Annotated in this window: 16 protein-coding genes; 10 read left to right on the plus strand and 6 right to left on the minus strand. The window is 43.5% G+C overall.

The features are described 5' to 3' along the window. Positions 1-74 precede the first annotated feature (74 nt). From M2470_RS11930 to hemW, 3 genes are all read right to left on the minus strand, one after another. The gene (locus M2470_RS11930) at positions 75-245 is read right to left on the minus strand and encodes a hypothetical protein (protein WP_280745123.1); all 171 of its coding nucleotides are present in this window, start codon (positions 243-245) and stop codon (positions 75-77) included. After that, the gene (locus M2470_RS11935) at positions 238-819 is read right to left on the minus strand and encodes a zeta toxin family protein (RefSeq protein WP_280745122.1); all 582 of its coding nucleotides are present in this window, start codon (positions 817-819) and stop codon (positions 238-240) included. Before M2470_RS11935 ends, M2470_RS11930 begins: the two co-directional genes overlap by 8 nt. A gap of 139 nt (positions 820-958) precedes the next feature. Beyond that, entirely contained in the window at positions 959-2,086 is a 1,128-nt protein-coding gene (hemW, locus tag M2470_RS11940; protein WP_280745121.1) for a radical SAM family heme chaperone HemW, read from the minus strand. A gap of 271 nt (positions 2,087-2,357) precedes the next feature. Here hemW and M2470_RS11945 point away from each other — a divergent pair, with 271 nt between their 5' ends. The 7 genes from M2470_RS11945 (at position 2,358) to M2470_RS11975 (ending at position 13,915) form a co-directional block, all read left to right on the plus strand. Then, entirely contained in the window at positions 2,358-3,848 is a 1,491-nt protein-coding gene (locus tag M2470_RS11945) for a TolC family protein (RefSeq protein WP_280745120.1), read from the plus strand. A gap of 62 nt (positions 3,849-3,910) precedes the next feature. After that, positions 3,911-5,272, plus strand: coding sequence for a sigma-54 dependent transcriptional regulator (locus tag M2470_RS11950; protein ID WP_280745119.1), 1,362 nt, complete (start codon positions 3,911-3,913; stop codon positions 5,270-5,272). Next, positions 5,269-6,567, plus strand: a complete 1,299-nt coding sequence (locus M2470_RS11955; protein ID WP_280745118.1) for an ATP-binding protein — start codon at positions 5,269-5,271, stop codon at positions 6,565-6,567. Before M2470_RS11950 ends, M2470_RS11955 begins: the two co-directional genes overlap by 4 nt. 116 nt (positions 6,568-6,683) lie before the next feature. Next, complete coding sequence (locus tag M2470_RS11960) at positions 6,684-8,660, plus strand: OmpA family protein (RefSeq protein WP_280745117.1); 1,977 nt, start codon at positions 6,684-6,686, stop codon at positions 8,658-8,660. 40 nt (positions 8,661-8,700) lie between these two features. Beyond that, entirely contained in the window at positions 8,701-9,939 is a 1,239-nt protein-coding gene (locus tag M2470_RS11965) for an acyloxyacyl hydrolase (RefSeq protein WP_280745116.1), read from the plus strand. 152 nt (positions 9,940-10,091) lie between these two features. Then, complete coding sequence (locus M2470_RS11970) at positions 10,092-12,854, plus strand: TonB-dependent receptor (RefSeq protein ID WP_280745115.1); 2,763 nt, start codon at positions 10,092-10,094, stop codon at positions 12,852-12,854. A 17-nt stretch (positions 12,855-12,871) separates the two neighbouring features. After that, a complete protein-coding gene (locus M2470_RS11975) occupies positions 12,872-13,915 on the plus strand; it encodes a DUF4249 domain-containing protein (RefSeq protein WP_280745114.1) in 1,044 nt (347 codons plus the stop codon). Positions 13,916-13,942: 27 nt separating this feature from the next. Here M2470_RS11975 and M2470_RS11980 read toward each other — a convergent pair whose 3' ends face one another. The 3 genes from M2470_RS11980 to M2470_RS11990 all read right to left on the minus strand — a co-directional run bounded on the left by M2470_RS11980 (position 13,943) and on the right by M2470_RS11990 (position 18,826). Next, positions 13,943-15,079 carry an aldose epimerase family protein gene (locus M2470_RS11980; RefSeq protein ID WP_280745113.1) on the minus strand — a complete coding sequence of 379 codons (1,137 nt, stop codon included), beginning with the start codon at positions 15,077-15,079 and terminating at the stop codon, positions 13,943-13,945. Between the two features lie 75 nt (positions 15,080-15,154). Then, positions 15,155-16,528 (minus strand): glycoside hydrolase family 140 protein, encoded by a 1,374-nt coding sequence (locus M2470_RS11985; RefSeq protein ID WP_280745112.1) that lies wholly within the window; start codon positions 16,526-16,528, stop codon positions 15,155-15,157. A 12-nt stretch (positions 16,529-16,540) separates the two neighbouring features. After that, positions 16,541-18,826, minus strand: a complete 2,286-nt coding sequence (locus M2470_RS11990; RefSeq protein ID WP_280745111.1) for a cation:proton antiporter — start codon at positions 18,824-18,826, stop codon at positions 16,541-16,543. A 734-nt stretch (positions 18,827-19,560) separates the two neighbouring features. Between M2470_RS11990 and M2470_RS11995 the strand changes: the two genes are divergently transcribed. From M2470_RS11995 to M2470_RS12005, 3 genes are all read left to right on the plus strand, one after another. Further along, positions 19,561-20,811 carry a site-specific integrase gene (locus tag M2470_RS11995; RefSeq protein WP_280745110.1) on the plus strand — a complete coding sequence of 417 codons (1,251 nt, stop codon included), beginning with the start codon at positions 19,561-19,563 and terminating at the stop codon, positions 20,809-20,811. An 881-nt stretch (positions 20,812-21,692) separates the two neighbouring features. Further along, positions 21,693-22,220 carry a DUF3575 domain-containing protein gene (locus tag M2470_RS12000; protein WP_280745233.1) on the plus strand — a complete coding sequence of 176 codons (528 nt, stop codon included), beginning with the start codon at positions 21,693-21,695 and terminating at the stop codon, positions 22,218-22,220. Positions 22,221-22,226: 6 nt separating this feature from the next. Further along, positions 22,227-23,488 (plus strand): DUF3868 domain-containing protein (locus M2470_RS12005; protein WP_280745109.1); only part of this gene is annotated, 1,262 nt, incomplete at its 3' end.

Genomic DNA, 23,488 nt, shown 5'->3' on the forward strand with positions numbered 1-23,488 from the left:
GAAAAAGCGTAAATAATACCTCATCAGTATTATTTACGCTGTTTTAAGTATTTGAGATAAAATGTAGAGTCAAATCATACGCCAAACTTTTCTAAATCTGCCGCTTTTACCCGGAAAATCTGTCCATTACGAGAGAAAACCAATTCTCCATTCTCTTTTTTCTTTTCAGAAACCAAGCGTTGGAAGGCAATGTTAGCACCTTTAACTACATTTTCCTCGAATTCTCTAATCTCTTGTTCATTCATATTGATACTGTTCAAGTTTATTATAAACACTGAGGTTAAATATTTCTTTTTTATCAGTTTTAAATCCTTTTGCTACCACTTCCATCGGCGACATCGAGTTATCTGTTATCATCCAGTAATCACTGGCTGGCAGGTAAAGCTCGAACAGATTCCGTATTCCCGAATCATATCTCCTGCGGATAGTGCTTTCTGCAATGTTGTGCCCGCCGGCAGCAACTCTCATCTTCACTCGTTCTACAGCCAAATCAGGCGTGTTAAGCCAGAAATAGAGTAATGTTACATAATAACCCTTTTCTTGTGCATCTTGCATTAATTTAACGACAGAACGTGTGGCGAGTGTGGTTTCCAAGGCGAAAGTCTCACCAGCTGCGATGAGCTCTTTCATTCGTCTATGCATAATCCGGCCTGCTTCCACGGCAACAGCAATGCTGTCCGAGTTAAAGGGCGATAGTCCTTTCGCAATTTCGTCAGAATTGACAAACTCCTTACACTTTAGCATTTCTGGCAATATTGTGTAGGATGCTGTTGTCTTTCCCGCACCATTGCAACCTGATATGATATACAAATATGGCACCTTCTCACATTAACGACGCAAATATAAATATAACTTTTAGATTACAAAGCTTTTTTTACCCAAATATCTCTAAAAGCACGCGAAGATATCCTTAAATCCAGGGGGGTTCGTCATTAAAAACCCCGGTTTTGTATAAAACTCATACGCATAAAAGGTCACTCATGATACCATCCGAAATGAATATCCCGGAAGGGGATAATAGCACTTTGTCACTCTTTCTTAAAAGTAACCCGTCATCAATATACGAAGCTGCTTGCTTTAAGAAATACATTTGGAATGTTTTGCCAAATTTTGTCAAAAGGTAGCCAAGACTGACTCCCCACATGGTTCTTAAGCTTGTTATAATATAATCGTTATACTTGTTGCAAATATTTAACTTTTCAATCTCAATATCCGGCTGACCGGCTTCTATACCTTTAATATAATGTATAAGGGAAGAAACATTCCATTGCCTGCTCTCCTGATTATACGAATGGGCAGACGGGCCGATTCCCAGATACGATTTCCCTGTCCAGTACGAAGTATTATGCCTTGAAAACATATTCGGACGCGCAAAATTAGATATCTCATAATGAAGATAACCAGCTGTCGCAAACTCTTCTATCAAGCGTGAAAACAGGGAGATACTTAACTCTTCGTCTACTTCCCTCACCTTTCCGGCCTCCTTTAGCTTGTACAGTTTGGTGCCTTCTTCATAGATAAGATGGTAGGCGGAGATATGGGGTACGTCCAGCCGAAGCGCTTCCGCCAGGTTCTCTTCCCATTCGGCCATTGTTTGCTCCGGAAGGCCATAGATCAGGTCGATGCTGATATTCTCAAAGCCATTTTCCTTGCACAAAGAGACGGCGCGGATCGCCTGTTCCCGGTTATGCCGCCGCTCCAGAAACTGAAGATCCCGCTCCTGAAAGCTTTGCACACCCATACTGATCCGGTTGACGGGTAAACTACGGAGTGATTGCACATACTCCGGACTCATGTCATCCGGATTGGCCTCCAGTGTAATCTCCGGATTATCTTCTATTGTAAACAGCCGGTAGATGGTTTCAAAGATGCTCTCCAGATCCTTTGCGGATAATTGGGAAGGCGTACCTCCCCCCAGATAGATGGTTTCAAGGGGCTCTCCGTTCAGATAGTCCTTCTGCAATTCCATTTCCTTCTGCACGGAAGACAGCCACGCCTCCTTATACTTCATTTCCGTATTGGAAAAGAAGTCACAGTACAGGCATCGCTTGGCACAGAAAGGAACATGAATGTATAAACCGGCCATCGCTTTACGAATTAAGCTGCAAAGATAGGTGATTTTTATTGACTTCTTTTATGTCCCACAATTGTTGAACATGTGTTCAACAGTTGTAGAATTCAAGTTCAACAGTTGTAGAACACATGTTCAACAACTGTGGGACATAGATCATAATTGCAAAAGCGAACACCCTGTTCGTTTTCGGACACAAAAGGAAGGGCTAAAAAGCAAGGTTATCAAATAGATACGTTTTTGGCATAGGTTTTGCCTTTATGCTGGGAAAAGATGTATGCTGAAAATGAAAAAGATAATTCTATTTATTTGCTTGTTACTGACAATCGCTGCCGTTGCTTATGCGGAGGAGGAAGAAAACATCATCAGGCTTGGCTTGAAAGAAGCTATCGGGATAGCCCAGTTACAGTCGGTAGATGCCGCTGTAGCCTTAAACGAGCTGAAGACGGCTTACTGGGAATATCGTACCCATCAGGCTGAACAGTTACCGGAGGTGAACTTCATCGGTACACTTCCTTCCTACAATAATAATTACGGAAGATACCAGGAGTCGGATGGTTCGTATAAATATGTACAGAACAACTGGCTGGGGATTAGCGGAGAGATATCTATCGACCAGAATGTGCCGCTGACGGGGGGTAAGCTATCCTTAAATACCTCGTTGGACTTTACACGGCAACTGGGAGGTACGGTGTACAACGAGTTTATGAGTATCCCGGTAGGAATAACCTTTACTCAGCCTATCTTTGGCGTAAACGATCAGAAATGGAAAAGACGTATCGAACCCTTGCGTTATAAAGAGGCCAAGGCGGCTTATATAGAAAGCGTTGAAGGGGTTACAATCTCCACCATTAGCTATTTCTTTAGTTTATTATATGCTAAAGAGAATCTGGCTATTGCCAATCAAAACCTGGAAAATGCGAATAAATTATATGAAATAGCAATCGCCAAGAGGGAGATCGGGCACATCTCGGAAAGTGAGTTAATGCAACTGAACCTTTCGGCTTTGCAGGCTAAGGGGCTTGTTACCGAAGCACAGTCTAATCTGAATGCCCGGATGTTTCAGCTTCGCGCCTTTCTGGGACTAAGCGAACAGGATGTAATAGAGCCTGTTTTGCCGGAATTGGCTCCTTCCCTGCGGATGCAATATCAAACGGTGCTTGAAAAGGCACAGGAAAACAACTCTTTCGCGAAAAATATCATGCGCCAGCAATTAGAAGCCGACTATGCCGTAGCTACCGCCAAAGGGAATCAGCGCAATATCAGCCTGTACGCCTCTGTGGGTTATACCGGGAAAGACCGGACGTTCAACAAGGCATACGACCATTTAAAGGGGAATCAGATCGTGGAAGTAGGTGTGCGAATCCCGCTCTTGGACTGGGGCAAAAGAAAGGGACAGGTAAAGGTAGCCGAATCAAACCGCGAAGTAATTCTTTCAAAAACCAGGCAGGAACAGATGAACTTCAACCAGGATATCTTCCTACTGGTGGAGCGATTCAACAACCAGGCGGCACAATTGGAGATAGCCGAACAGGCAGACGTAATCGCCGAAAAGCGCTATAAGACATCGATTGAAACCTTCCTGATCGGAAAAATAAATATCCTTGATCTGAATGACGCTCAGAAGTCGAAAGACGAAACCAAATTAAAGCACATAGACGAACTGCATAAGTACTGGAATTACTTTTACAATATCCGGAGTGTCACACTCTACGATTTCATAAGCGATACCACACTGGATGCAGAGTTTGAAGAGATAATCAGAGGCCGGAGATAAAAGCCCTTGTTTTTCTGCTTCTTTTCCATAACTTTGTTTTTAAGTGATAAATTGAAAAATATATGATCCTGATAGTCGATGATGATGCCGCCGTCCGTTCTTCACTAACCTTCCTGTTAAAGCATGCCGGTTATGAAACGGAAGCTGTTGCCGGGCCAAAAGAGGCTCTGGTCGTTGTACGTTCGGCTCCCCCCCGGCTGATATTGATGGATATGAACTTTACACTCACCACTACCGGCGAAGAGGGCATCCAGCTCCTGCGGCAGGTAAAGGTGCTCCTCCCGGACGTGCCGGTCATTCTGATAACAGCCTGGGGATCGATTTCCCTGGCCGTACAAGGGATGCAGGCGGGCGCTTTCGACTTTATCACCAAACCCTGGAACAACCTGATGCTATTAAACTCGATCCGTACAGCCCTGACACTGAGTGAACAGGACAAGGAACAGAAAGTACAGATCAACAGAAGTGAGGCCAACAATAAATTCCACTTCAACAAGATTATAGGGAAAAGTAACGCCTTGATGGAAGTGCTGAGCACTGTTTCACGCATTGCCTCAACCAACGCTTCCGTTCTGATTACGGGTGAAAGTGGTACTGGGAAAGAGTTGATTGCTGAAGCCATCCACGCCAACAGCCCCCGTGCGAAAGAGCCGTTCGTAAAGGTAAACCTGGGCGGTCTGCCTCAAAGCCTTTTTGAGAGCGAGATGTTCGGCCATAAAAAAGGAGCATTTACCGATGCCTACATGGATCGTACGGGCCGTTTTGAGATGGCCAACAAAGGTACCATCTTCCTAGACGAGATTGGCGATCTGGAGCTTTCTTGCCAGGTAAAACTCTTACGTGTATTACAAGACCACACATTTGAGGTATTGGGCGATAGCCGTCCGCGCAAGGTAGATGTGCGCGTAGTCAGCGCAACGAACTGCAACCTGCGGGAAATGGTAGACAACCGCTCATTCAGGGAAGACCTCTTTTACCGTATCAACCTGATAACCATTCACCTGCCTCCCCTTCGCGAACGAAGAGAAGACATTCCACTGTTGGCTCAATACTTTGCAGACAAACAATCGGAAATAAACAAGCTACCGAAAGTGAAGTTTACACCCGCTTCTCTCAGCTACTTACAGCAATTACCCTATCCGGGAAACATACGGGAACTGAAGAATCTGGTAGAACGAACGATGCTGGTTTCGGGGAAATCGACATTGGATATCGCAGACTTTTCCAATCAACATACAGATACGCAGAGCACTAAAGGAAATATCTCCTTCGATGGCCTCACACTGGATGAGCTGGAAAAACAATCCATCGTTCAGGCATTAGAGAAATATGCCGGCAACTTATCTCATGTAGCTTCGGCCCTGGGTATCAGTCGTGCTGCTTTGTACAGACGTTTGGAAAAATATAACATCATTATACCTTGAGACTAAAGGGTTTATTTTGGATATTAACGGTTTTATTATTGATAATCTTATCAATAACAACCTACTATGTCTTCTATAACTCTTCCTTTTTCATGTTTGCCTGCATAGAGGTGCTGGTTGTTGTTACGGCTATTTATCTGTTTATCTTCTATCGTAGCATCATTAAGCCCTTACAGGTGATAGGCGACGGGATGGATCTGCTGAAAGAACAGGATTTCAGTTCCCGCTTGCGACAGGTAGGACAGCCTGAAGCCGACCGTATAGTAGATGTGTTTAACAAAATGATGGAACAGCTTAAAAATGAGCGGTTACACTTACGGGAGCAAAACCACTTTCTGGACTTATTAATCCAAGCCTCTCCTATGGGAGTTATCATTCTGGATTTGGATCAGCAAGTATTATCCATCAATCCGGCAGCCTGTAAGATGTTCAACATCAAATCGGAAGAAGATATCAGCGGCAAGCACCTGGTGGAGATCGATTCCCTCCTGGCTACAGAGCTACTACTGATCGAGCAATATACCTCGCAAACCATCCGCTTAAGCGATGCCAACATCTATAAATGTACACATTCTTCGTTTATCAACCGGGGCTTTCATCAATCTTTCTACCTGATAGAATCGCTGACGGAAGAGGTATTCAAGGCTGAGAAAAAAGCTTATGAAAAGGTAATACGCATGATTGCCCATGAAGTTAATAACACGACAGCCGGCATTACGTCTACCCTCGACACATTGGATAATACATTCAAGCAGCTGGAGGGAACAGAGGATATCTGCGAAGTATTGCAGGTAGCCATCGAGCGATGTTACAGCATGAGCCGCTTTATCACAAACTTTGCTGATGTAGTACGCATTCCAGAACCTCAGCTACAGGAGCATGATCTAAACTCCCTGGTTATTGCCGGTAAACGATTTATGGAGAATGTCTGCCTGAACCGGAATATCAAAATCAACATGGAGCTCAGCGAAGTTTCCCCCATCATACAGGTAGACAGCCTTTTGTTCGAGCAGGTGTTGCTCAATATTATCAAGAACTCGGCTGAATCGATTGGACATAACGGACAGATCTACATCCGCACAACAGCCGATCCGGTAAGGCTGGAAATTGCAGACACCGGAAAAGGAATCGACAAAGAAACAGAAACCAAGTTGTTCAGCCCCTTCTTCTCTACCAAACCTAACGGACAGGGCTTAGGCCTTATCTTCATTCGCGAAGTATTATTAAAACACGGATACACCTTCTCTTTACGTACCTATAATGACGGATTAACCCGGTTTGTAATCATGCTATAATAGTCAAAGGCGTTGGAACTTATGAATTTAAGCCTCAACACCTTTGTTGTTTCTTTTCATTTATGCAATAAGAACCCTTTGATTTCGTTATATTTGCACGCGCAATATAGTTTTGAATGGAAAAATCTTGGGTTAATTATATCGTATTCTTTCTATCCGTTTTATTGCTTTTTTCCTGTAAATCGGTAAAGTTAAGTGATGCGGAAGAAAAGCAGCGGATTGGTGAATATTATGAGGCTGCAGCTATTTACCGGAAAGTGTATACAAAGACACCTCCCAAAGACAGGGATTTACGTGGATACATCGCTTTCCGCATGGCTGATTGCAACCGCCTGATCAATAATACAAACCGGGCCGTCAGCGCCTATACGAACGCCCTTCGCTACAACTACCCTGACAGTATCGTAAACCTACGACTGGGACAAATGCATCATAAGAACGGGCGCTACAATGACGCCATTAAATATTATAATGATTTCCTGCAGGTAAACCCTACAAGTGTATTGGCACTTAACGGTATTAAAGGGAGTGAACAGGCTCCTGTCTGGCGACAGAACCCAACCCGCTATGAGGTAAAACGCATGGACAAGTTCAACTCCAAACGTTCCGAATTCAGCCCGATGCTAAACGGGATGAACTATGACCAACTTTATTTTGCTTCTTCCCGGTCGAAAGATAAAGAGGCCAAGGTAAGCGCCATTACAGGTTTGAACAACAATAACCTTTTCGTAGTTAAACAAGACGAGAACGGAAACTGGCTGAACCCGGTGGAACTGGAAGATGCCGTAAATACCGAATTTGATGAAGGAACCCCCTCTTTCTCTCCCGACGGAAACACGATGTATTACACCTACTGTTCGGAAGATCCGGAAGGGTCGCGTACTTCGGAAATCTATATTTCTACCCGTAGCAATGCCGCATGGGGAAAAGGACAAAGAGCTGCAATCGTTAAAGATTCGGTCACGGCATTAGGACATCCTTCTGCTTCTCCGGATGGGAAATACCTGTATTTTGTGTCTGATGCAGTGGGCGGATATGGCGGAAAAGATATTTTCCGGGCTCGTATCTTTGGCAATGGCTTCGGTCCGATGGAAAACTTAGGACCACAGATCAATACACCTGGTGATGAGATGTTTCCTTATGTGCGGGATTCAACCACTTTGTATTTTTCGTCCAATGGTCACCCAGGCATGGGAGGATTAGACATCTTTAAAGCAACACAAGACAGTACGGGTAACTGGCATGTTGAAAACATGAAAGCGCCTATCAACTCAATGGGAGACGACTTTGGAATTACCTTTGCCAGTCGGAGAGAAAAAGGCTTTTTTAGTTCCAACCGGAATGATGCGCGTGGGAATGACCATCTGTATTCCTTTGAATTACCCGTTATTACTGTGTTTATAGAAGGGATAGTATTCGATGTAGACGAGTATCCGATAGAGAATGCTAGCATACAAATTGTCGGACGTGACGGCTTAAACAAAAAGGCAATCGCTAAAAAAGATGGAACATACCGCATCGAACTTGAACGCGATGTAAGCTATGTGATGATGGCCAGCGCACGGGGATATCTGAATCAGAACTTTGAGTTAAAAACCGGGCCGGAAGAAAAGAATGAAACATATATTGTAGACTTCTTCCTCTCCCCTATTTACCGTCCGGTTGTTGTCGAAAATATTTTCTATGACTTTGACAAAGCAACCCTACGCCCTGAATCCAAAGAGGGACTGGATGATATGATCAAAATGCTGAACGACAACCCGAACGTTACCATTGAACTGGGAGCTCACACCGACCGGAAAGGTACCGACGAATATAACGAAAGGTTGGCTCAGCGAAGGGCGCAGTCGGTTGTTGACTACCTAATTGCTGGAGGAATTGCTTCGGATCGTCTGGAAGCCAAGGGATATGGCGAAAGTGTACCAAAAGTGATCAACAAGAAGATGGCTGAAGAGTTCAATTTCTTAAAAGACGGAGATGTACTAACTGAAGAATTTATCTTAACTTTGCCCCCCGAACAACAGGAAATTGCCGACCAGATCAATCGTCGCACCGAATTTAAAGTTTTACGGACTAATTATAATTTATTCTAAATACAATTCAGGAGATAACTTTTTTCCTCTGTGAGAGACAATGAGAAGAATATATCTATTATTAACCATATTTTTTTTCCTTACAATAAGAGGTGGTTATGCTGACGTAATTTCCACTCCCGACAGTATATCCGTCAAAAAGAAAACACCCCGCTTCCTTGCATTAAACGGAATGGGAGGATTGGTTATTCCCAGCAATGATTATATACGCGATGGAAACGCTACTCCTTCCTATGGTTCCTTATCTTTTAAATATGGAATATACTCCAAAGGTGACAGTTGGAAAGATTTCGCCTATGGTATGCCCTACTACGGCGTTGGTATTTACACTGCCAGGTTTTTTAACAAGAAAGCCTTGGGAAACCCTATCTCTCTCTATCTTTTTCAGGGAGGAGACCTAAAGATATTCAACCCTCGTTTATCGCTGAAGTATGAGTTAAACCTCGGCATGTCGTTTAACTGGACTCCCTATGACGTATTCGATAATCCCGACAATATAGCATTGGGTTCTGCCACAAATATACACGTCGGAGCTAATGTTTACCTGAAAAACCGGCTCAATGATAAGTGGGATTTAAACTTTGGACTGGGGCTAACGCATTTTTCCAATGGGGCGCAACGACTGCCGAACAAAGGCGTTAATCTTTTTGCTCCTTTTGTCGAACTTGTATACAACCTGGATTATGAGCCTGTAAATCCTTCAAAGCGAAATACATTTACTCCTCCTACATTCGACAAACATATAGACTATGACATAATGGTCACCATCTCCTCCCGCCAGGCATGGGTAGATACAACCGGAACAGGTCTTCCTTCACGATTATTAGACAAAAATTTCAAAGTATTCGGTCTTAGCTATGCGACCATGTTTGCCAATAATTATAAATATAAATGGGGTCCCAGCATGGAGTTGGTATATGATGAAAGTGCAGGGATTAAAGTGTGGAGACAAATACATCCCGAAGACGGTCAATATTATGACAGGGTTAAATTAGGATCCGCCTATAAGAGATTTTCACTCGGTATATCAATGAAAGGCGAACTAACTTTCGATCGCATCTCTTTCTTTGCCAACTTAGGTTGTAATCTATTATATGGTTCCCGTTTTTATCAGATAATCGGAGTGAAAGCCTATCTGAAAGACAATATTTTTGGCACCTTTGGTATCCGGGCCAACAACTTCACCAAAGCGCAATTCCTATACTGGAGTATCGGCTACACCATCAAAGGCAGACCTCTACATAAAAAAGATAAATATGTAAAGCATATACTTCCGTGAACACTTTACACCTGTTTTAAAGATCCAACCTGATTAAACTACTTCTTCGTTATAAATTGTAAAATTATCTTCTGAACTGAATAGGGGTTTTTTGAACTTTCCTTGTCTTACTGATAAACAAATACATATAACTGCCTACAAAATAATAAGGAATGGAGAAAAAACGATTTATCGGATTGATGATTTTAGGAGTATTGCTACTACAATGTATTGGAAATAAGCTTTATGCACAGGAAGAAATAAGCGACTCCCCTATTACGCTCGACATGAAAGAAAGGCCATTGAAAGATGTACTGAAAGAGATTGAACAGCAGGCCGGGATCTATTTTTCATACGAATCGGCATTATTACAAGGATTGCCCAAAGTATCCCTTACGGTAAAACTGGAACCTTTGGAGAGCTGTCTGAAACAATTGTTTCTTCCGCTTCCGATACTTTATCAGGTAAATGGCCGGTACATTGTCCTGAAACGAAAGCCTAAGCAGGTAATTGTAAGCGGATTTGCAAGAGATAAAGCCTCATCGGAATCGCTAATTGGAGCTTCCGTATACGAAAAAGCGACCCGCAAGGGGACAGCTACAAACAATTATGGTTTTTTCAGCATAGCCCTGAATCCAGGAGATATAGACCTTACTGTATCTTATATCGGCTATAAAGGTAAGGTAATATCTTTCAAAGGCTTGGGAAATGACACCACCCTAACGGTTGACCTGGAATCTAGTATAGCTCTGAAGGAAGTAGTTGTAGTGGCTTCCGGCCTGGAAAGCCAACCAGTGCAAAGTCCGCATATGGGTAAATTGGAGATAAGCCAACAGACGATCCGGGCTACTCCGGTTATGTTTGGCGAAGCGGATATAATCAAGACATTACAACTGACTCCGGGTGTATCCGTAGGTACGGAAGGCTTTTCGGGAATGTACGTGAGAGGAGGAAGTGTTGATGAAAACCTGTTTCAGATAGATGGGAATCCTATTTACCAGGTAAGCCATGTCGGCGGTATATTTTCTGCTTTTAACTCAGAAGCTGTCCGTGGAATGGATTTTTATAAAGCCGGCTTTCCTGCCAGGTATGGAGGCCGGCTTTCTTCAGTTGTAGATATCCATACCAAGGAGGGGAACATGAAAGAATTTCATGGAAGTGCTACCGTCGGGCTTATTTCAGGAAGTGTAAGCCTGGAAGGGCCTATCGTTAAAGATCGTACTTCCTTTGCCGTAGCTCTGCGCCGTACGTGGCTCGATGTACTTACGGCTCCGGGCTTTGCCATTGCAAACAGCATAACCAAGAAAAACGGAGAAAAAAACAATGCCCGCTATGCGTTTCATGACTTGAACGTGAAATTGAATCACCATTTTAATGACCGGAGCCGAATGTTTGTCAGCCTTTACAATGGGAATGACATATTAAAGGGCGGAAATGAATGGTTTAATGTAGGAGATGAAGACGCTTTCAAAGAAAAAAACGATGCCTCCCTGCGCTGGGGTAATCTGATGGCTACTGCCGGATGGACGTATGTATTCAATAATAAACTGTTCGGCAAACTATCGGGTGTTTATACCCAGTATCGCTCGTCGATGAAGCAATCACAAAGAAATACGAACAATGAAAAGGGAACGGAGGATTACGAAGAGTATTTTAAGGAAACATCCAGTGTAACAGGTATCATGGATGCCGGGCTTCGTACATCCTTTGATTATTTCCCCTCATCATCACACCATATACGCTTTGGGGGTGATTTGATGATGCATCGTTTTCGTCCCGAGCATAGCCAGACACGTTCCGTTTTCAACGACAAATCAAACAATGATGAAATAGGTGCCGTATTTGCCAACGAACTATTATGGGCAAAGGAGCTTTCAGCTTTTGCAGAAGATGACTGGACTCTATCGAAAGCTTTTCGTGCCAATGGCGGGATACGATACAGTATCTTCAATATTGATAGCAAAACCTATATGGGGCTAGAGCCTCGTTTGTCGCTTTGCTGGCTTATCAACAACGACCTAAGCCTGAAAACCTCGTATGCGCGTATGTATCAATATGTACATTTGGTGGCCAATAGCTATATGAACCTGCCCACCGATGCCTGGATGCCGGTAACAAAGCACCTCAAACCACTGATAAGCGACCAGGTATCCCTCGGCGCTTATTACAACTGGAATAACTCATTGGGCAACTTCGATTTATCAATAGAAGGATACTACAAGAAAATGGACAATCTGTTGGAATATCGCGACGGCTACACTTTTCTGCCGAGTTTCAGCTCTTGGGAAGAAAAGATGGCTTCCGGAGAAGGAAGAGCCTACGGGGGTGAGTTTATGGTACAGAAGCAATCCGGCAAGTTGACAGGATGGGTAGGCTATACCCTTTCGTGGGCCGATCGCCAGTTTGACGACCTGAATGAGGGAAAACGCTTTCCGTCCAAGTACGACAATCGCCATAAGCTAAATATTGTGGCTATGTATAAAGTCTCCCCCAAAGTAGAGCTTTCGGCTGCCTGGTCGTACGCATCGGGTAATCGGGCGACATTGTCTCTGGAGAATTACCAAGGTATCGTTCCAACAAGCTACTATCAGGATTCCAGCAAGGAACGGTATTATAGTTATGAAGAATTAGACTATTACGGCGAAAGAAATAATTATCAACTACCTGCTTACCACAGGCTTGATTTGGGCATAAACATATACCGCCCCAAGAAAAGCGGAAGGATGGGAATCTGGAATATCAGTATATATAATGTCTACAGCCGGATGAATCCGTTTATGATTTACAAGTCTGACAAAAAAGTCCCGAACCCCAATTACACCGCCCCGTCAGAGCCGAATAGCGGGTATATAGATCCATACAAATACGTCCCTTGTTTTAAAACGATAGGTATCATGCCCATTATTCCCTCTGTATCTTACACCTACAAATTTTGATATAAAACAAAACGACCATGAAGTCAGATAAAATTATACTTTTCATTCTTTTTACTTTCCTATCTCTTTCTTGTACGAAAGAAATAGATTTGGAGCATCTACGGCCCGAAGCTAAACTAGTGCTCAATAGTGTTGTCTTTAGCGGAGATTCCGTAAAGGTGTACCTTTCCAGGACCTGGTTCTACACAGATAATTACCCCGATGTTGACATAACAGATGCCAACGTAAAACTATATGTTAATGGAGAATTTAAAGACCAATTGATATGGAAGGAACAAGTAAATGAAGACTGGTATTCCAATTATTACAAAACAAATACCGGATTTTACATATCGCATTACCAACCTGTAGCCGGTGATCATATCAGAATAACAGCTGAAGCGGAAGGATTTAAAGCAGTATCTACCGAAGACCGTATACTTGTAAATTCATACTTAAAAGACCTCAAAGCGATAAACACTAAACATGTAGAAAACTACGGAGTGTATAATACGGTGGAGTTGCAGGTAACAATCAAAGACGATCCGAATATGAAAAATTACTACCTTATCAATTTTGAAAAGAGATATCCTGTCTTTGAATATGATCCCGAAACATATGAAGCTATATTTACCGGTGAATACAAATGGGCGGATTTTAACAGTCTGGATTATTCAAAGGACCCTCTGTTTACAAGTCATATTTCGGCGCTGGAAGAGATGTTGGGATATGATTGGCTATCCGGTGAATACGGACGGGTATTTTCTGATGACCTTATAAACGGAAAAGAATACACTATCAAACTAAGTCCTCGATACTACTATGATCCTTACCCTAATTATCCGGATTCAATCTCCCCCGCTTTATATAAAGTAAACCTATATGCCATATCCGAAAATCTTTACCGTTATTTGAAAGCTATAATAGAGATAAAAGACGGAGGAGGGCTAGATGAACACCTGGCCGATGTAGGCTTGGCCGAACCTGTTCGCATATTCAGTAATATCGAAGGGGGAGTAGGAATTATGGGGACAGCGAATGGTGATTCTCTGATAGTAGAAGAGCCTACCCCGGAAGAGTAGGCTCTTTCAACTTTCAATTTTATAAATTTACTGCTGAACAGTAAATTTGTAGATGCACTGGCTCTTGTATTTTTCACCCGGACGGAGCACTGTGCTGGGAAAGTCCGGAGTGTTTGGGCTGTTGGGATAGTGTTGGGTTTCCAAACAGAAAGCACCTCTGTGGGGATAAACAACACCATGCTTGCCTTTATCGGCACCTGTCATAAAGTTACCTGTGTAGAACTGGATACCCGGTTCATTGGTATACACTTCCAGAGCAATGCCACTGGTTAACGATACGGCTTTTGCCGCCAAGGTATTGATATCACAGTTTGTATTCAACACCCAGTTATGGTCATACCCACGGCCTTTCTGCATTTGTTCAAACGAATCGTCTATCTGAGCGCCGATCGCTATTGGCATACGCAGATCCAGCGGTGTACCTTCTACCGGAGCAATACCTGTCGGAATCAACGAACCATCTACCGGGGTATAATTATCGGCATTAATTATAATCTGTTGATCCAGGATTTTAGAACCGGCTACACCAGAGAGGTTAAAGTAGCTGTGATTCGTCAGATTCACGATTGTAGGCTTATCTGTTGTAGCTTCATACAGGATATCAATCGCATTGTTGTCTGTCAGGGTATATGTAACCTTGATGTTCAAGTTACCGGGGAATCCGGCCTCACCATCCTGAGACAGATAAACCAATTCCAGCGTCTGATCGTTTGTTTGCTTAGCATCCCAGATACGGGTATGATAGCCTTTTGGCCCACCATGTAAGCAGTTTCTGCTATCATTTTTCGGAAGTGTGTACTCCACATCATCCAGCGTAAAGCTGGCATTTGCGATACGGTTGCCATAACGACCGATCAATGCACCATAATTCCCATCAATAGACAGATAGTCGGATATATTATCATACCCTAATACAACGTCTGTCAGTTTCCCGTTCTTATCGGGCACCATCATAGAAACCAGGCGGCCTCCATAATTGGTAATACAGGCTTCTACGCCATTCTTATTTTTCAACACATACAAGTCGGTCGTTTTCCCATCTGCAGTTGTTGAAACAAAATCTGCCTTTTTCAGGCCAGACACAGTAAGCTCTTCTGTTGCTTTTTTTTCGCCGCATGACAATAACATACACATTGCCAACGCTGCAAGGCTTAGTCTTTTCATATGATTTGCTTTTCTTGTAAATAAATTATCGGCAAATATACACTTTTATCAAAAAAGTATGATACAATAAGTCGTTTATTCCCTGACGATCAAAATCCAATCATTGCCCCTGCCGGAAGAAGGAGGTATTATTTTATGCTCCACACCACGGCTCAATCTGCCGGAGGAAGTTAGTTCCCCTGTGCGGGGATTCAACCATTCCTGCTGCAGTTCTTGCTTTTTTGACACTTCGTTTATGTCTATCGTGGCGTTTTCGCCATTGGGAAAATAAACCAATGCATAGCCATCTCCACGAAGGGCTACTATTTTGTGATCAAAAGATGTATTCTCCGAAACAATCATCTCATTGGCCGGTACTCTGTTTTCCCAGTCAAAACGCTCCATCAGGCGCCGGGCATGAATAAGGTCATAAGCTCCCGCTAAATCCAAAGACGATTCCCAATCTCCGCGTGCCAGTCCTACGGCTTCTCTTTCTGCTGTTTTAAATTGCCAGATATCATGGCATCCGTATGTATGCCCAAAGGCTCCCGACAAGAGGCTCCAGTACATAGCCTGACGCACATCTACATCATCAAACCAGCCCAATGAGTCTGGCTTCCAGCATACGGGATGATTCTCGTAACGGGGTTCGCCATCTATGCAAGGTTTTACCGGGAATCGGTTGTAATCTTTCACAAGTATCCGCTCATATACCTCGTAGTTTCGCTGGCAATGACCAGTCTGGCTCATATTAAAGTCCAGCCAGGTATTGTTATGAAACCACTGTCCGGAGGTATTCTCACCCAGCGGATGGAAGGTCATCAAGTGGTTTTTGTCTTTGCTTTTTATTCCTTTCGCCAAGGCATCCCATATAGGGTAATTGCCATCGCCTCCCCAGCGGTCACCTCCATTAATCCAGATTATATTCTTAAAATGTTTATAGCGATTACCCAACCAGGCTCCATAGGCTTGCGCATAGGCCGGATTGAATATTTCGGGACCAACGCCCCATTCCTTATCTACCTTATCCCCCCAGGTTGGCAGCAGGCCAATATACAAGCCCTTTGCTTCGGCCATTCTGATAACCTTATCTACCCACTTAAAGTAAAGTTCGTTAGGTACAACTTCGCGAATGTCTTTCAGCGGTGTATCTCCATATCTGTTCGGCACATTCAGGCCATCCAGTTCAGCCAATATCACGGCTTGTATCACGGTAAATCCCTTTGCTCGCCGGTTTTCCAGATACGCTTCCACTTCCTGCTCATTCAGGCGGTGGAACAATTCCCAGGCTGTATCGCCCAGATAGAAAAAGGGTGTGCCATCCTTATGCTGTAAATACCGACCGTTTTCCGACACTTGTAATTTTCCGTGAAGCATATCAACGGACAAACCTCTCCACTTGTCTTCTTGTGCCTGAAGGCTCAATAGACTCCACACAAACAGCAACAATACAGCGATGTAACGTTTCATAACATGATTGATTTATTTATTAAGTATAAGTGTAGACGGCATCCGCTGCAAGGCTTTCTTGCGATGTTCGGACACATCATTCCAGGTATGATAGCTAATTAACATAAAATTGTATCCGTCAAACAGTTCCGGACTCAGGTCTTTATCCGGCAAAATCCGGCTGTGCTTAACGGTTCCGGCAAATTCGTCGAAGGCTTCTTTTATCTTTTCAACGCCGGGCGTAGTAGAACTTGTTTTATTTACAAGGCTGATGTTGCTTAAGGCAGCCTGCTGCAAGGTTCTGGCATAATTCAGAAGGAATAGATCTTCTTCGGAAGCTACGATTAATAGTGTGTTCGTTGCCTTGGTAAAGTCGCGGTTAATAAAAACACCTACCGCACACTTGCTTTGCTCGATAAATATCTTTGTTTTGTCCTTCAGCAGAGCTCCGGGATAAAACCAGGACTCCGGCGCCTTAAACTTGCGCAGATACTTGTTATACACAAAAGCTCTGAAGCGGTTCACCGCTACGTCTGCCGGTAAATTGCTTAATGAGATCCCCGCCCCCACCAGCAGGAAGTCATATCCTCCTTCATTTACTATGTTTACAATGTCCTGTTCGGCATTGTAAGATACTTCATAACGGGTTTTTATCGGTATACCCAATTTCTGGGCTTCATAGAGAATGGGGCCAAAACTTACCTCTTCAAAATTATCGGTATGCAAGGGGTTCACATCCGATCCTACTGTCAGGTGCAGAGCGGTTATCTCTAGCTTGTCTTTCCCTTTGGAAAACATCTGATAGGCTGCATTCAGCATGGTTTGTCCGCTACTTGCCCGGCCAAAAGAGAGTAATACCTTGAAAACGCTCTCCTGCGATTGACGTATCTTTTCTTGTAAAAGCCTGTCGCGCTTACGGTAACAAAAGCGAATAAATGAGATCAAAGGTGTAGTCATAAAGGTAGTGACCAATGTCATCAACACAAGCATCACAAAGACGGGAGGAGTAAGTATCCCCATCTCGTAACCGATTGTCAGGACTACCAACTCCATCAATCCCCGCGTATTCATCAGGGCTCCGATATACAAGCTGTTCTTAACACTTTCGCCCACAAAACGGGCAGAGAAATAGGCTCCACCGAATTTACCGACAATAGCCACCAATGTTATGATCGCGCAGGTAAGCCACAACTCAGGCGTATTCAACAAACCGATCTCTGTCCGCAGACCGGTAGACACAAAGAAAAGGGGCAGAAATAGCGATAAAGAAACATCTTCCACCTTTTCTGTCATGATCTTTCTGAACTTCAGATTGCTGGGCATCACAACACCCGCGATAAAGGCGCCAAACAAGGAGTGAAGCCCCAGTATTTCCGTCAGATAAGACGAAAGAATCAGAATCAGAAACATTAATGCCACAAGGCCTTTATCAATCACCTCCTTGTTGTGATAAATATGTCCTACCATCCGGAGAAACGGACGGATCACAAAGAACATCAGCAAGATATACACCCCCGAGAAAAGGATGTTATAAAAAGCACTCAGCATGGTTCCGGCCTGGGCTATCGCAACAACAACAGCCAGCAAACACCAGGCCGTAATATCTCCATTCGCCGCACTGGCAACCGTAATTGTACCTAAATGGGTTTTGGTAAGTCCTTTTTCCTGTATAATACGTGCCAGTACCGGAAAGGCCGTAATACTCATGGCGATTCCGATAAACAAAGCAAACGAAATGAAAGGAGTTGTATTTTCGGCGTATTTATTGTAGATAAAGTAGGCGGTCAGCATACCAAAGAAAAACGGGACAATCGTACTGGTATGGCTAATCAGTATCGTTTCTTTCAGCTTTTTCCGCACCTCGGTAATATCCAACTCCATACCGATGGAGAACATAAAAAGGATCAACCCGAACTGACTCAGTATATTGATATTTGCTAATGATTCTATCGGAAAAAGGAAAGAGGACACATCGGGTGCCAGATGTCCCAGAATAGAAGGTCCCAAAACGATACCGGCCAATATTTCGCCGATAACCGTAGGCTGTCCCATCTTGAGAAATAACCAACCAAACAAACGGCAAGCAAGCAGGATGACAATAATCTGAAGTAAAAGAATGCCTATCGGTGAAGTAATATGCTCGACAAGTAGTTTCCAAAAAACCGCAAAGCCCTCCTCCAGATTGTCTGGAGCATCCCCTAATGTTGTGACACCTTCCAACTGTCGACTCTCGCCTTGTTTGACAATAAAATACATCAATGAACCAAACACAAGAATCATCATCAGGTAAAAAGCTATGCTTTTAGTTCCTTTACTCATCCGCAATGAGGTTTACGGCAAAGATAGCGACAACTAACGAAAAATACTCCATATTTTCAAACAAATTTACAAAAAAAGAGGTGTGTCTTTTTGATGTTAAATTACCTTATATTACTACATAATTTTACATATCAACACTTTCAGATAACACAGCTTTCAATCAAAAACGAAGAAAAATTCAAAAATAAAACTTACTTTAACAAATTGTCGGCATATTTTAACGGATTTTCAGAAAAATCACTGATTTTCCGAAATTCATTTGAATGTTTTCCTGCTTTCATTTGGATGATTGAACAAAGACATTCAAATGATTTCGGGAATTCATCCAAATGATTTTTTAACTATTTCGGCCAAATAAAAATCGAGTGGCAGAAATATGCAACCCAAAACACTTTTTAACGCAAAAACCACTCCAAAAAGCCATTCTTTTTGAGATAACAAAAAGACAGGTTTGGAATGAAGAATGTAGAATGATGAACAAAGAACACCAAAAGAGCGTACTGCGTGTTCCGTTCTGCGTACTGCAGCTTGCAAAACGACAAAGCCAAACTATTAAATAAACGCCCTCTTTACAAGCAAACCCTGCTTCAGCTTCAAATACGGCTTGCAAGCAGGGGGTAAATTAACATTTTGACAATTTGTGTTTTTTAGTGTTTTTTTTATACTTTTGCTGCCGTATTCAAAGACTAATCCTTTGTGGACTAATATTTTTTTAACCTTAAAAGAAAGATAAGATGATTTCTGTAAAGTTTATGTTGCGCGCCTCCAGTGTGGAAGGCCGTGCCTCTCGCCTTTTTGTACGTATTATCAGTAATCGTACCGCGTACAATGTTTCAACCCGTATCCAACTGTATCCCTGTGAGTGGAATTTAGACAGGCAGATGATTATCCCCCAGGCCGCTAGAGGGGAACGATCCGCACACCTGGCATGGGCTAAAGCAGAGCTGGAAAGCGATCGCTACTTTGTTGAATCCACCGCCTTACGGCTTGAAAGGGAAGGTACACCCGATGCTGCCAAAGTAGCTGCCGCCTACAGGCTGCATAAAGAAAAGATCTGCATGGCGGATTACACCGACAAATTAGTCGAAAGACTGCTGAAAAGGGGACAAATACGTACAGCCAGAGCCTACCAGACGGTACTGGCCAGGTTTATCAACTTCAGCAAGAAACCTCGGATGACCTTTGACGCCATGACTCCCTTGCTGATGAAAAACTTTGAGTCACAGCTCTCAGAAGAAGGGCTAGCACGCAACAGCATTTCATTCTACATGCGCAACCTGCGGGCTATCTACAACAAGGCTGCAGAAGAAGGCCTCTTTCAGGTGCACAGTATCCCGCTCTTCCGCGATGTATTCACCGGGAATGATACTACTAAAAAGCGTACCCTGAGCAAAAAAGAGATGAACCAGCTTGATCAGGTGGAAGCTAAACTACAGTCTTCAGAACCCACCGGACTTCCTTTCCACCTGCAACAGGCACTCCTGATGTTCCTCTTCAGCTTCCATGCCAGAGGTATGTCATACGTGGATATGGCCTTCCTGAAAAAAGAAGATCTCAAGAACGATGTGATATCATACAAGCGGATGAAGACCGGACAACGAATCGAACTGAAGGTGAACCGGAAACTTAAGGATATACTGGAGATCTTCAAGCCACTCACTGAAGAAAGCCCTTACCTTCTCCCCATCATCACCCGGAAAAATGTCTCTCCCCGCTTGCAGTATGAGAGCGGCTTACGGAGACAAAACCAGAAGTTGAGAGAAATCTCACAGTTTTTGGGGCTGAAGAACAAGCTCACCACCCATGTGGCACGCCATACCTGGGCATCCATCGCCAAGGAGGCAAACCTGCCATTGGCAGTTATCAGCGAAGCCCTCGGACATACTTCCGAGGCAACTACCCGTATCTATTTGGCCTCCTTCGACAGAAGTGTGCTCGATGAGGCCAATGAGACGGTAGCAAAAGCCGTTGCCCATGCCATGTAATCAATAAAATATTAAGTTAATTTATATTTTCCAGAAAAAAGATAAGGAGGAATGGCGAATTTTGCATATATTTGTAATACCTGTCTGGTTTTCAACACATCTGTCACTTAGTGAGTGACAGCAGATATACTTAATAAAAATGCAAACGCCTGTATTTGAAGCAATTGTAGAATTTGTTTGTATAGTTTCATAAAAAAGTGAAACATTTTTACAAACAGGGGATGCTGAAAAGTGCTGTAAAATCCGTCTCAAATTGTAATAAAAAAGCCCATTTGCAAGAGTAAAGGAATAAGCCTTATAAGAGTGAAAATTGCAAACATTTTACAAACAGTCTAGTAATCTGTTTGTTAGGTTGGTTTTTAGACAGTTATAGGTCTGTTTGGGGAAGAAGAAGCGTATTTATGTTGGAAACGCATTAGATTGATTTTGCTCACATAAAAGTTAAAGGTGGAAGCGTTGAATGGATTCGAATCCGGCTAAAGTCTGTTCTCCCACTATATTTTTCAGCCTTTGCCCTCTAGATGAGGCTTGTAAGGTGTGGAACTTTGATGTTGATAGGGCACAGCTTACCCGACCGGACAATTTTTGTTTGTTTGTCCGGCTTTCGGTGTATATTTTCCAGCCTATATTATATGTATATCCACAAAATCAACGGGTAATAATTGTGAATATATTGAAAAGAATTAAGTATTTCCGACGAATTTAAATGGTGGATATTTGCAGAAACTTACTGGTTTTTCTTCCTTTTCTGTCACTCACTAAGTGATAGGTAGTGTAAAAATAAAGGAAGAGGAAGCCTTAAAAAAAGAAGACTAACATTGATGAAAACAGAGAATTGTATAACCGTTGGATGGATAAAAAAGACTGTCGTGGCGTTTGCCATGCTGGCGTTTTTCTCACCTTTTACGAAATCACAGGATGTGGCCCTTAAGTCGAACCTGCTGTATGATGCGACAACAACGCTGAACCTCGGTCTCGAAATCGGCTTGGCTCCTAAGTGGACGCTGGAATTACCTGTAAACTACAACCCCTGGGAGTTCTCTAAGAACCGCAAACTCAAGCATTGGGCCATACAACCTGAAGCCCGCTACTGGTTTTGCCAGCGCTTTATGGGTCACTTCATGGGTTTACATGCACACGTAGCAGGCTACAATGTCGGAGGACTGAAGATGTTCGGTCTCAATGAACACCGCTACGAGGGTTACCTCTACGGCGCAGGGATCTCCTACGGCTACCAGTGGATACTGAATAAGCGTTGGAGCATAGAAGCAACTGTAGGGGTTGGATACGCCTACCTCGATCATGCCAAGTATCCTTGTGAGAAATGCGCTGAAAAAATCGGCGACTTTACCAAAAACTATTTTGGACCTACCAAAGCAGGGATCTCTCTAATTTACATCATCAAATAATTGGATATGAAAAAGATATTATATACACTGGCCGGACTTTATATAACATTATTGGCTACAACTGTCAACTGTCAGTTATCTACTGACATACTAAAGTTGCATTCGCTCCGACAAGTGGAGGATTCCGTACTGTTAATCATGGATATTGACCTGACGGATTTGCGGCTTAATACGGAGCGTTCTTTGGAACTGACTCCGGTATTGTCTTCTCCCAAAGGACGGGAAGTGAAGATGAAGAGTATATTGGTTAACGGACGCCACCGCCAGAAGGCTTTTGAAAGGGAGGTAGAACTCAATGGCTGGCAGAAGCAGATTGCTTCGGCACATTATGCGGTGATTCCACTCAAGGGTGAAAACCGTAAGGTGGTTCGCTACCGCCAGGCAGTGCCTTATGAAAACTGGATGCGTGAAGCACAGCTCGATGTACAGTGCGACCTCTGTGGATGTGGAGGTGAACCGGCAGAATGGGAAAGTCGTAAACTGGCCAACCGTATCATACTAGAAGGAGTAAAAGAATACAGCCCTTCTATCCATGTAGCTTATATCCGCCCCGAAGCGGAGCAGGTAAAAGCACGAAGCGAACAGAGCGATGTCTTTCTCGATTTCCCCGTCTCGCGTACAGAGATTAATCCGAGTTTCGGAAACAACCCACGTGAGCTGGCCAAGATCGAGCAGATCATTGCTGGCATACGTTCAGACAAGAATCTGACCGTAACCAGTGTACTCATCACTGGTTATGCCTCACCCGAAGGAAGCGTACAGGGGAATAACCAACTATCCAGAGGACGTGCAGAAGCCTTGCGTAATTATTTATCCATGCGTGCCGGTATTCCTTCACACCTCTACCAGGTAGGCTATGGTGGTGAAGACTGGCAAGGCTTGGCAAGACTCGTACAGCAATCTTTCATCGAGCCCAAAGGCACTATTCTGTCGATCATCAACTACTACAACCCGGAAGAACGGAAAAACCGCCTTAAGGCACTCAATGGTGGAAGACCTTACCAGCAGATGCTGCACCAGCTATACCCGCAACTACGTCGTGTAGTGGCAAGAATAGATTACAATGCCAGGAACTTCAATGTGGAAGAAGCCAAACAGGTGATCAAAACACAGCCACGACAACTGAGCCTCAACGAGATGTTCCTCGTGGCCAACACCTACCCGGAAGGAAGTCCGCAGTTTGCAGAAGTATTCGAAACAGCTGTAAGACTCTATCCCGAAGATCCGGTAGCCAACCTCAATGCAGCTGCCTCGGCTCTCAAAGCAGG

Origin of the sequence: Parabacteroides sp. PH5-46 (assembly GCF_029892785.1) — a bacterium.
GTDB lineage: Bacteria > Bacteroidota > Bacteroidia > Bacteroidales > Tannerellaceae > DFXE01.

What these genes read in the sequence shown, in the direction of transcription:
- M2470_RS11930 (WP_280745123.1), bottom strand. Translation starts at nt 245, where the DNA reads ATGAATGAACAAGAGATTAGAGAATTCGAGGAAAATGTAGTTAAAGGT.
- hemW (WP_280745121.1), bottom strand. Translation starts at nt 2,086, where the DNA reads ATGGCCGGTTTATACATTCATGTTCCTTTCTGTGCCAAGCGATGCCTG.
- M2470_RS11945 (WP_280745120.1), top strand. Translation starts at nt 2,358, where the DNA reads ATGAAAAAGATAATTCTATTTATTTGCTTGTTACTGACAATCGCTGCC.
- M2470_RS11950 (WP_280745119.1), top strand. Translation starts at nt 3,911, where the DNA reads ATGATCCTGATAGTCGATGATGATGCCGCCGTCCGTTCTTCACTAACC.
- M2470_RS11960 (WP_280745117.1), top strand. Translation starts at nt 6,684, where the DNA reads ATGGAAAAATCTTGGGTTAATTATATCGTATTCTTTCTATCCGTTTTA.
- M2470_RS11965 (WP_280745116.1), top strand. Translation starts at nt 8,701, where the DNA reads ATGAGAAGAATATATCTATTATTAACCATATTTTTTTTCCTTACAATA.
- M2470_RS11970 (WP_280745115.1), top strand. Translation starts at nt 10,092, where the DNA reads ATGGAGAAAAAACGATTTATCGGATTGATGATTTTAGGAGTATTGCTA.
- M2470_RS11975 (WP_280745114.1), top strand. Translation starts at nt 12,872, where the DNA reads ATGAAGTCAGATAAAATTATACTTTTCATTCTTTTTACTTTCCTATCT.
- M2470_RS11980 (WP_280745113.1), bottom strand. Translation starts at nt 15,079, where the DNA reads ATGAAAAGACTAAGCCTTGCAGCGTTGGCAATGTGTATGTTATTGTCA.
- M2470_RS11985 (WP_280745112.1), bottom strand. Translation starts at nt 16,528, where the DNA reads ATGAAACGTTACATCGCTGTATTGTTGCTGTTTGTGTGGAGTCTATTG.
- M2470_RS11990 (WP_280745111.1), bottom strand. Translation starts at nt 18,826, where the DNA reads ATGAGTAAAGGAACTAAAAGCATAGCTTTTTACCTGATGATGATTCTT.
- M2470_RS11995 (WP_280745110.1), top strand. Translation starts at nt 19,561, where the DNA reads ATGATTTCTGTAAAGTTTATGTTGCGCGCCTCCAGTGTGGAAGGCCGT.
- M2470_RS12000 (WP_280745233.1), top strand. Translation starts at nt 21,693, where the DNA reads ATGCTGGCGTTTTTCTCACCTTTTACGAAATCACAGGATGTGGCCCTT.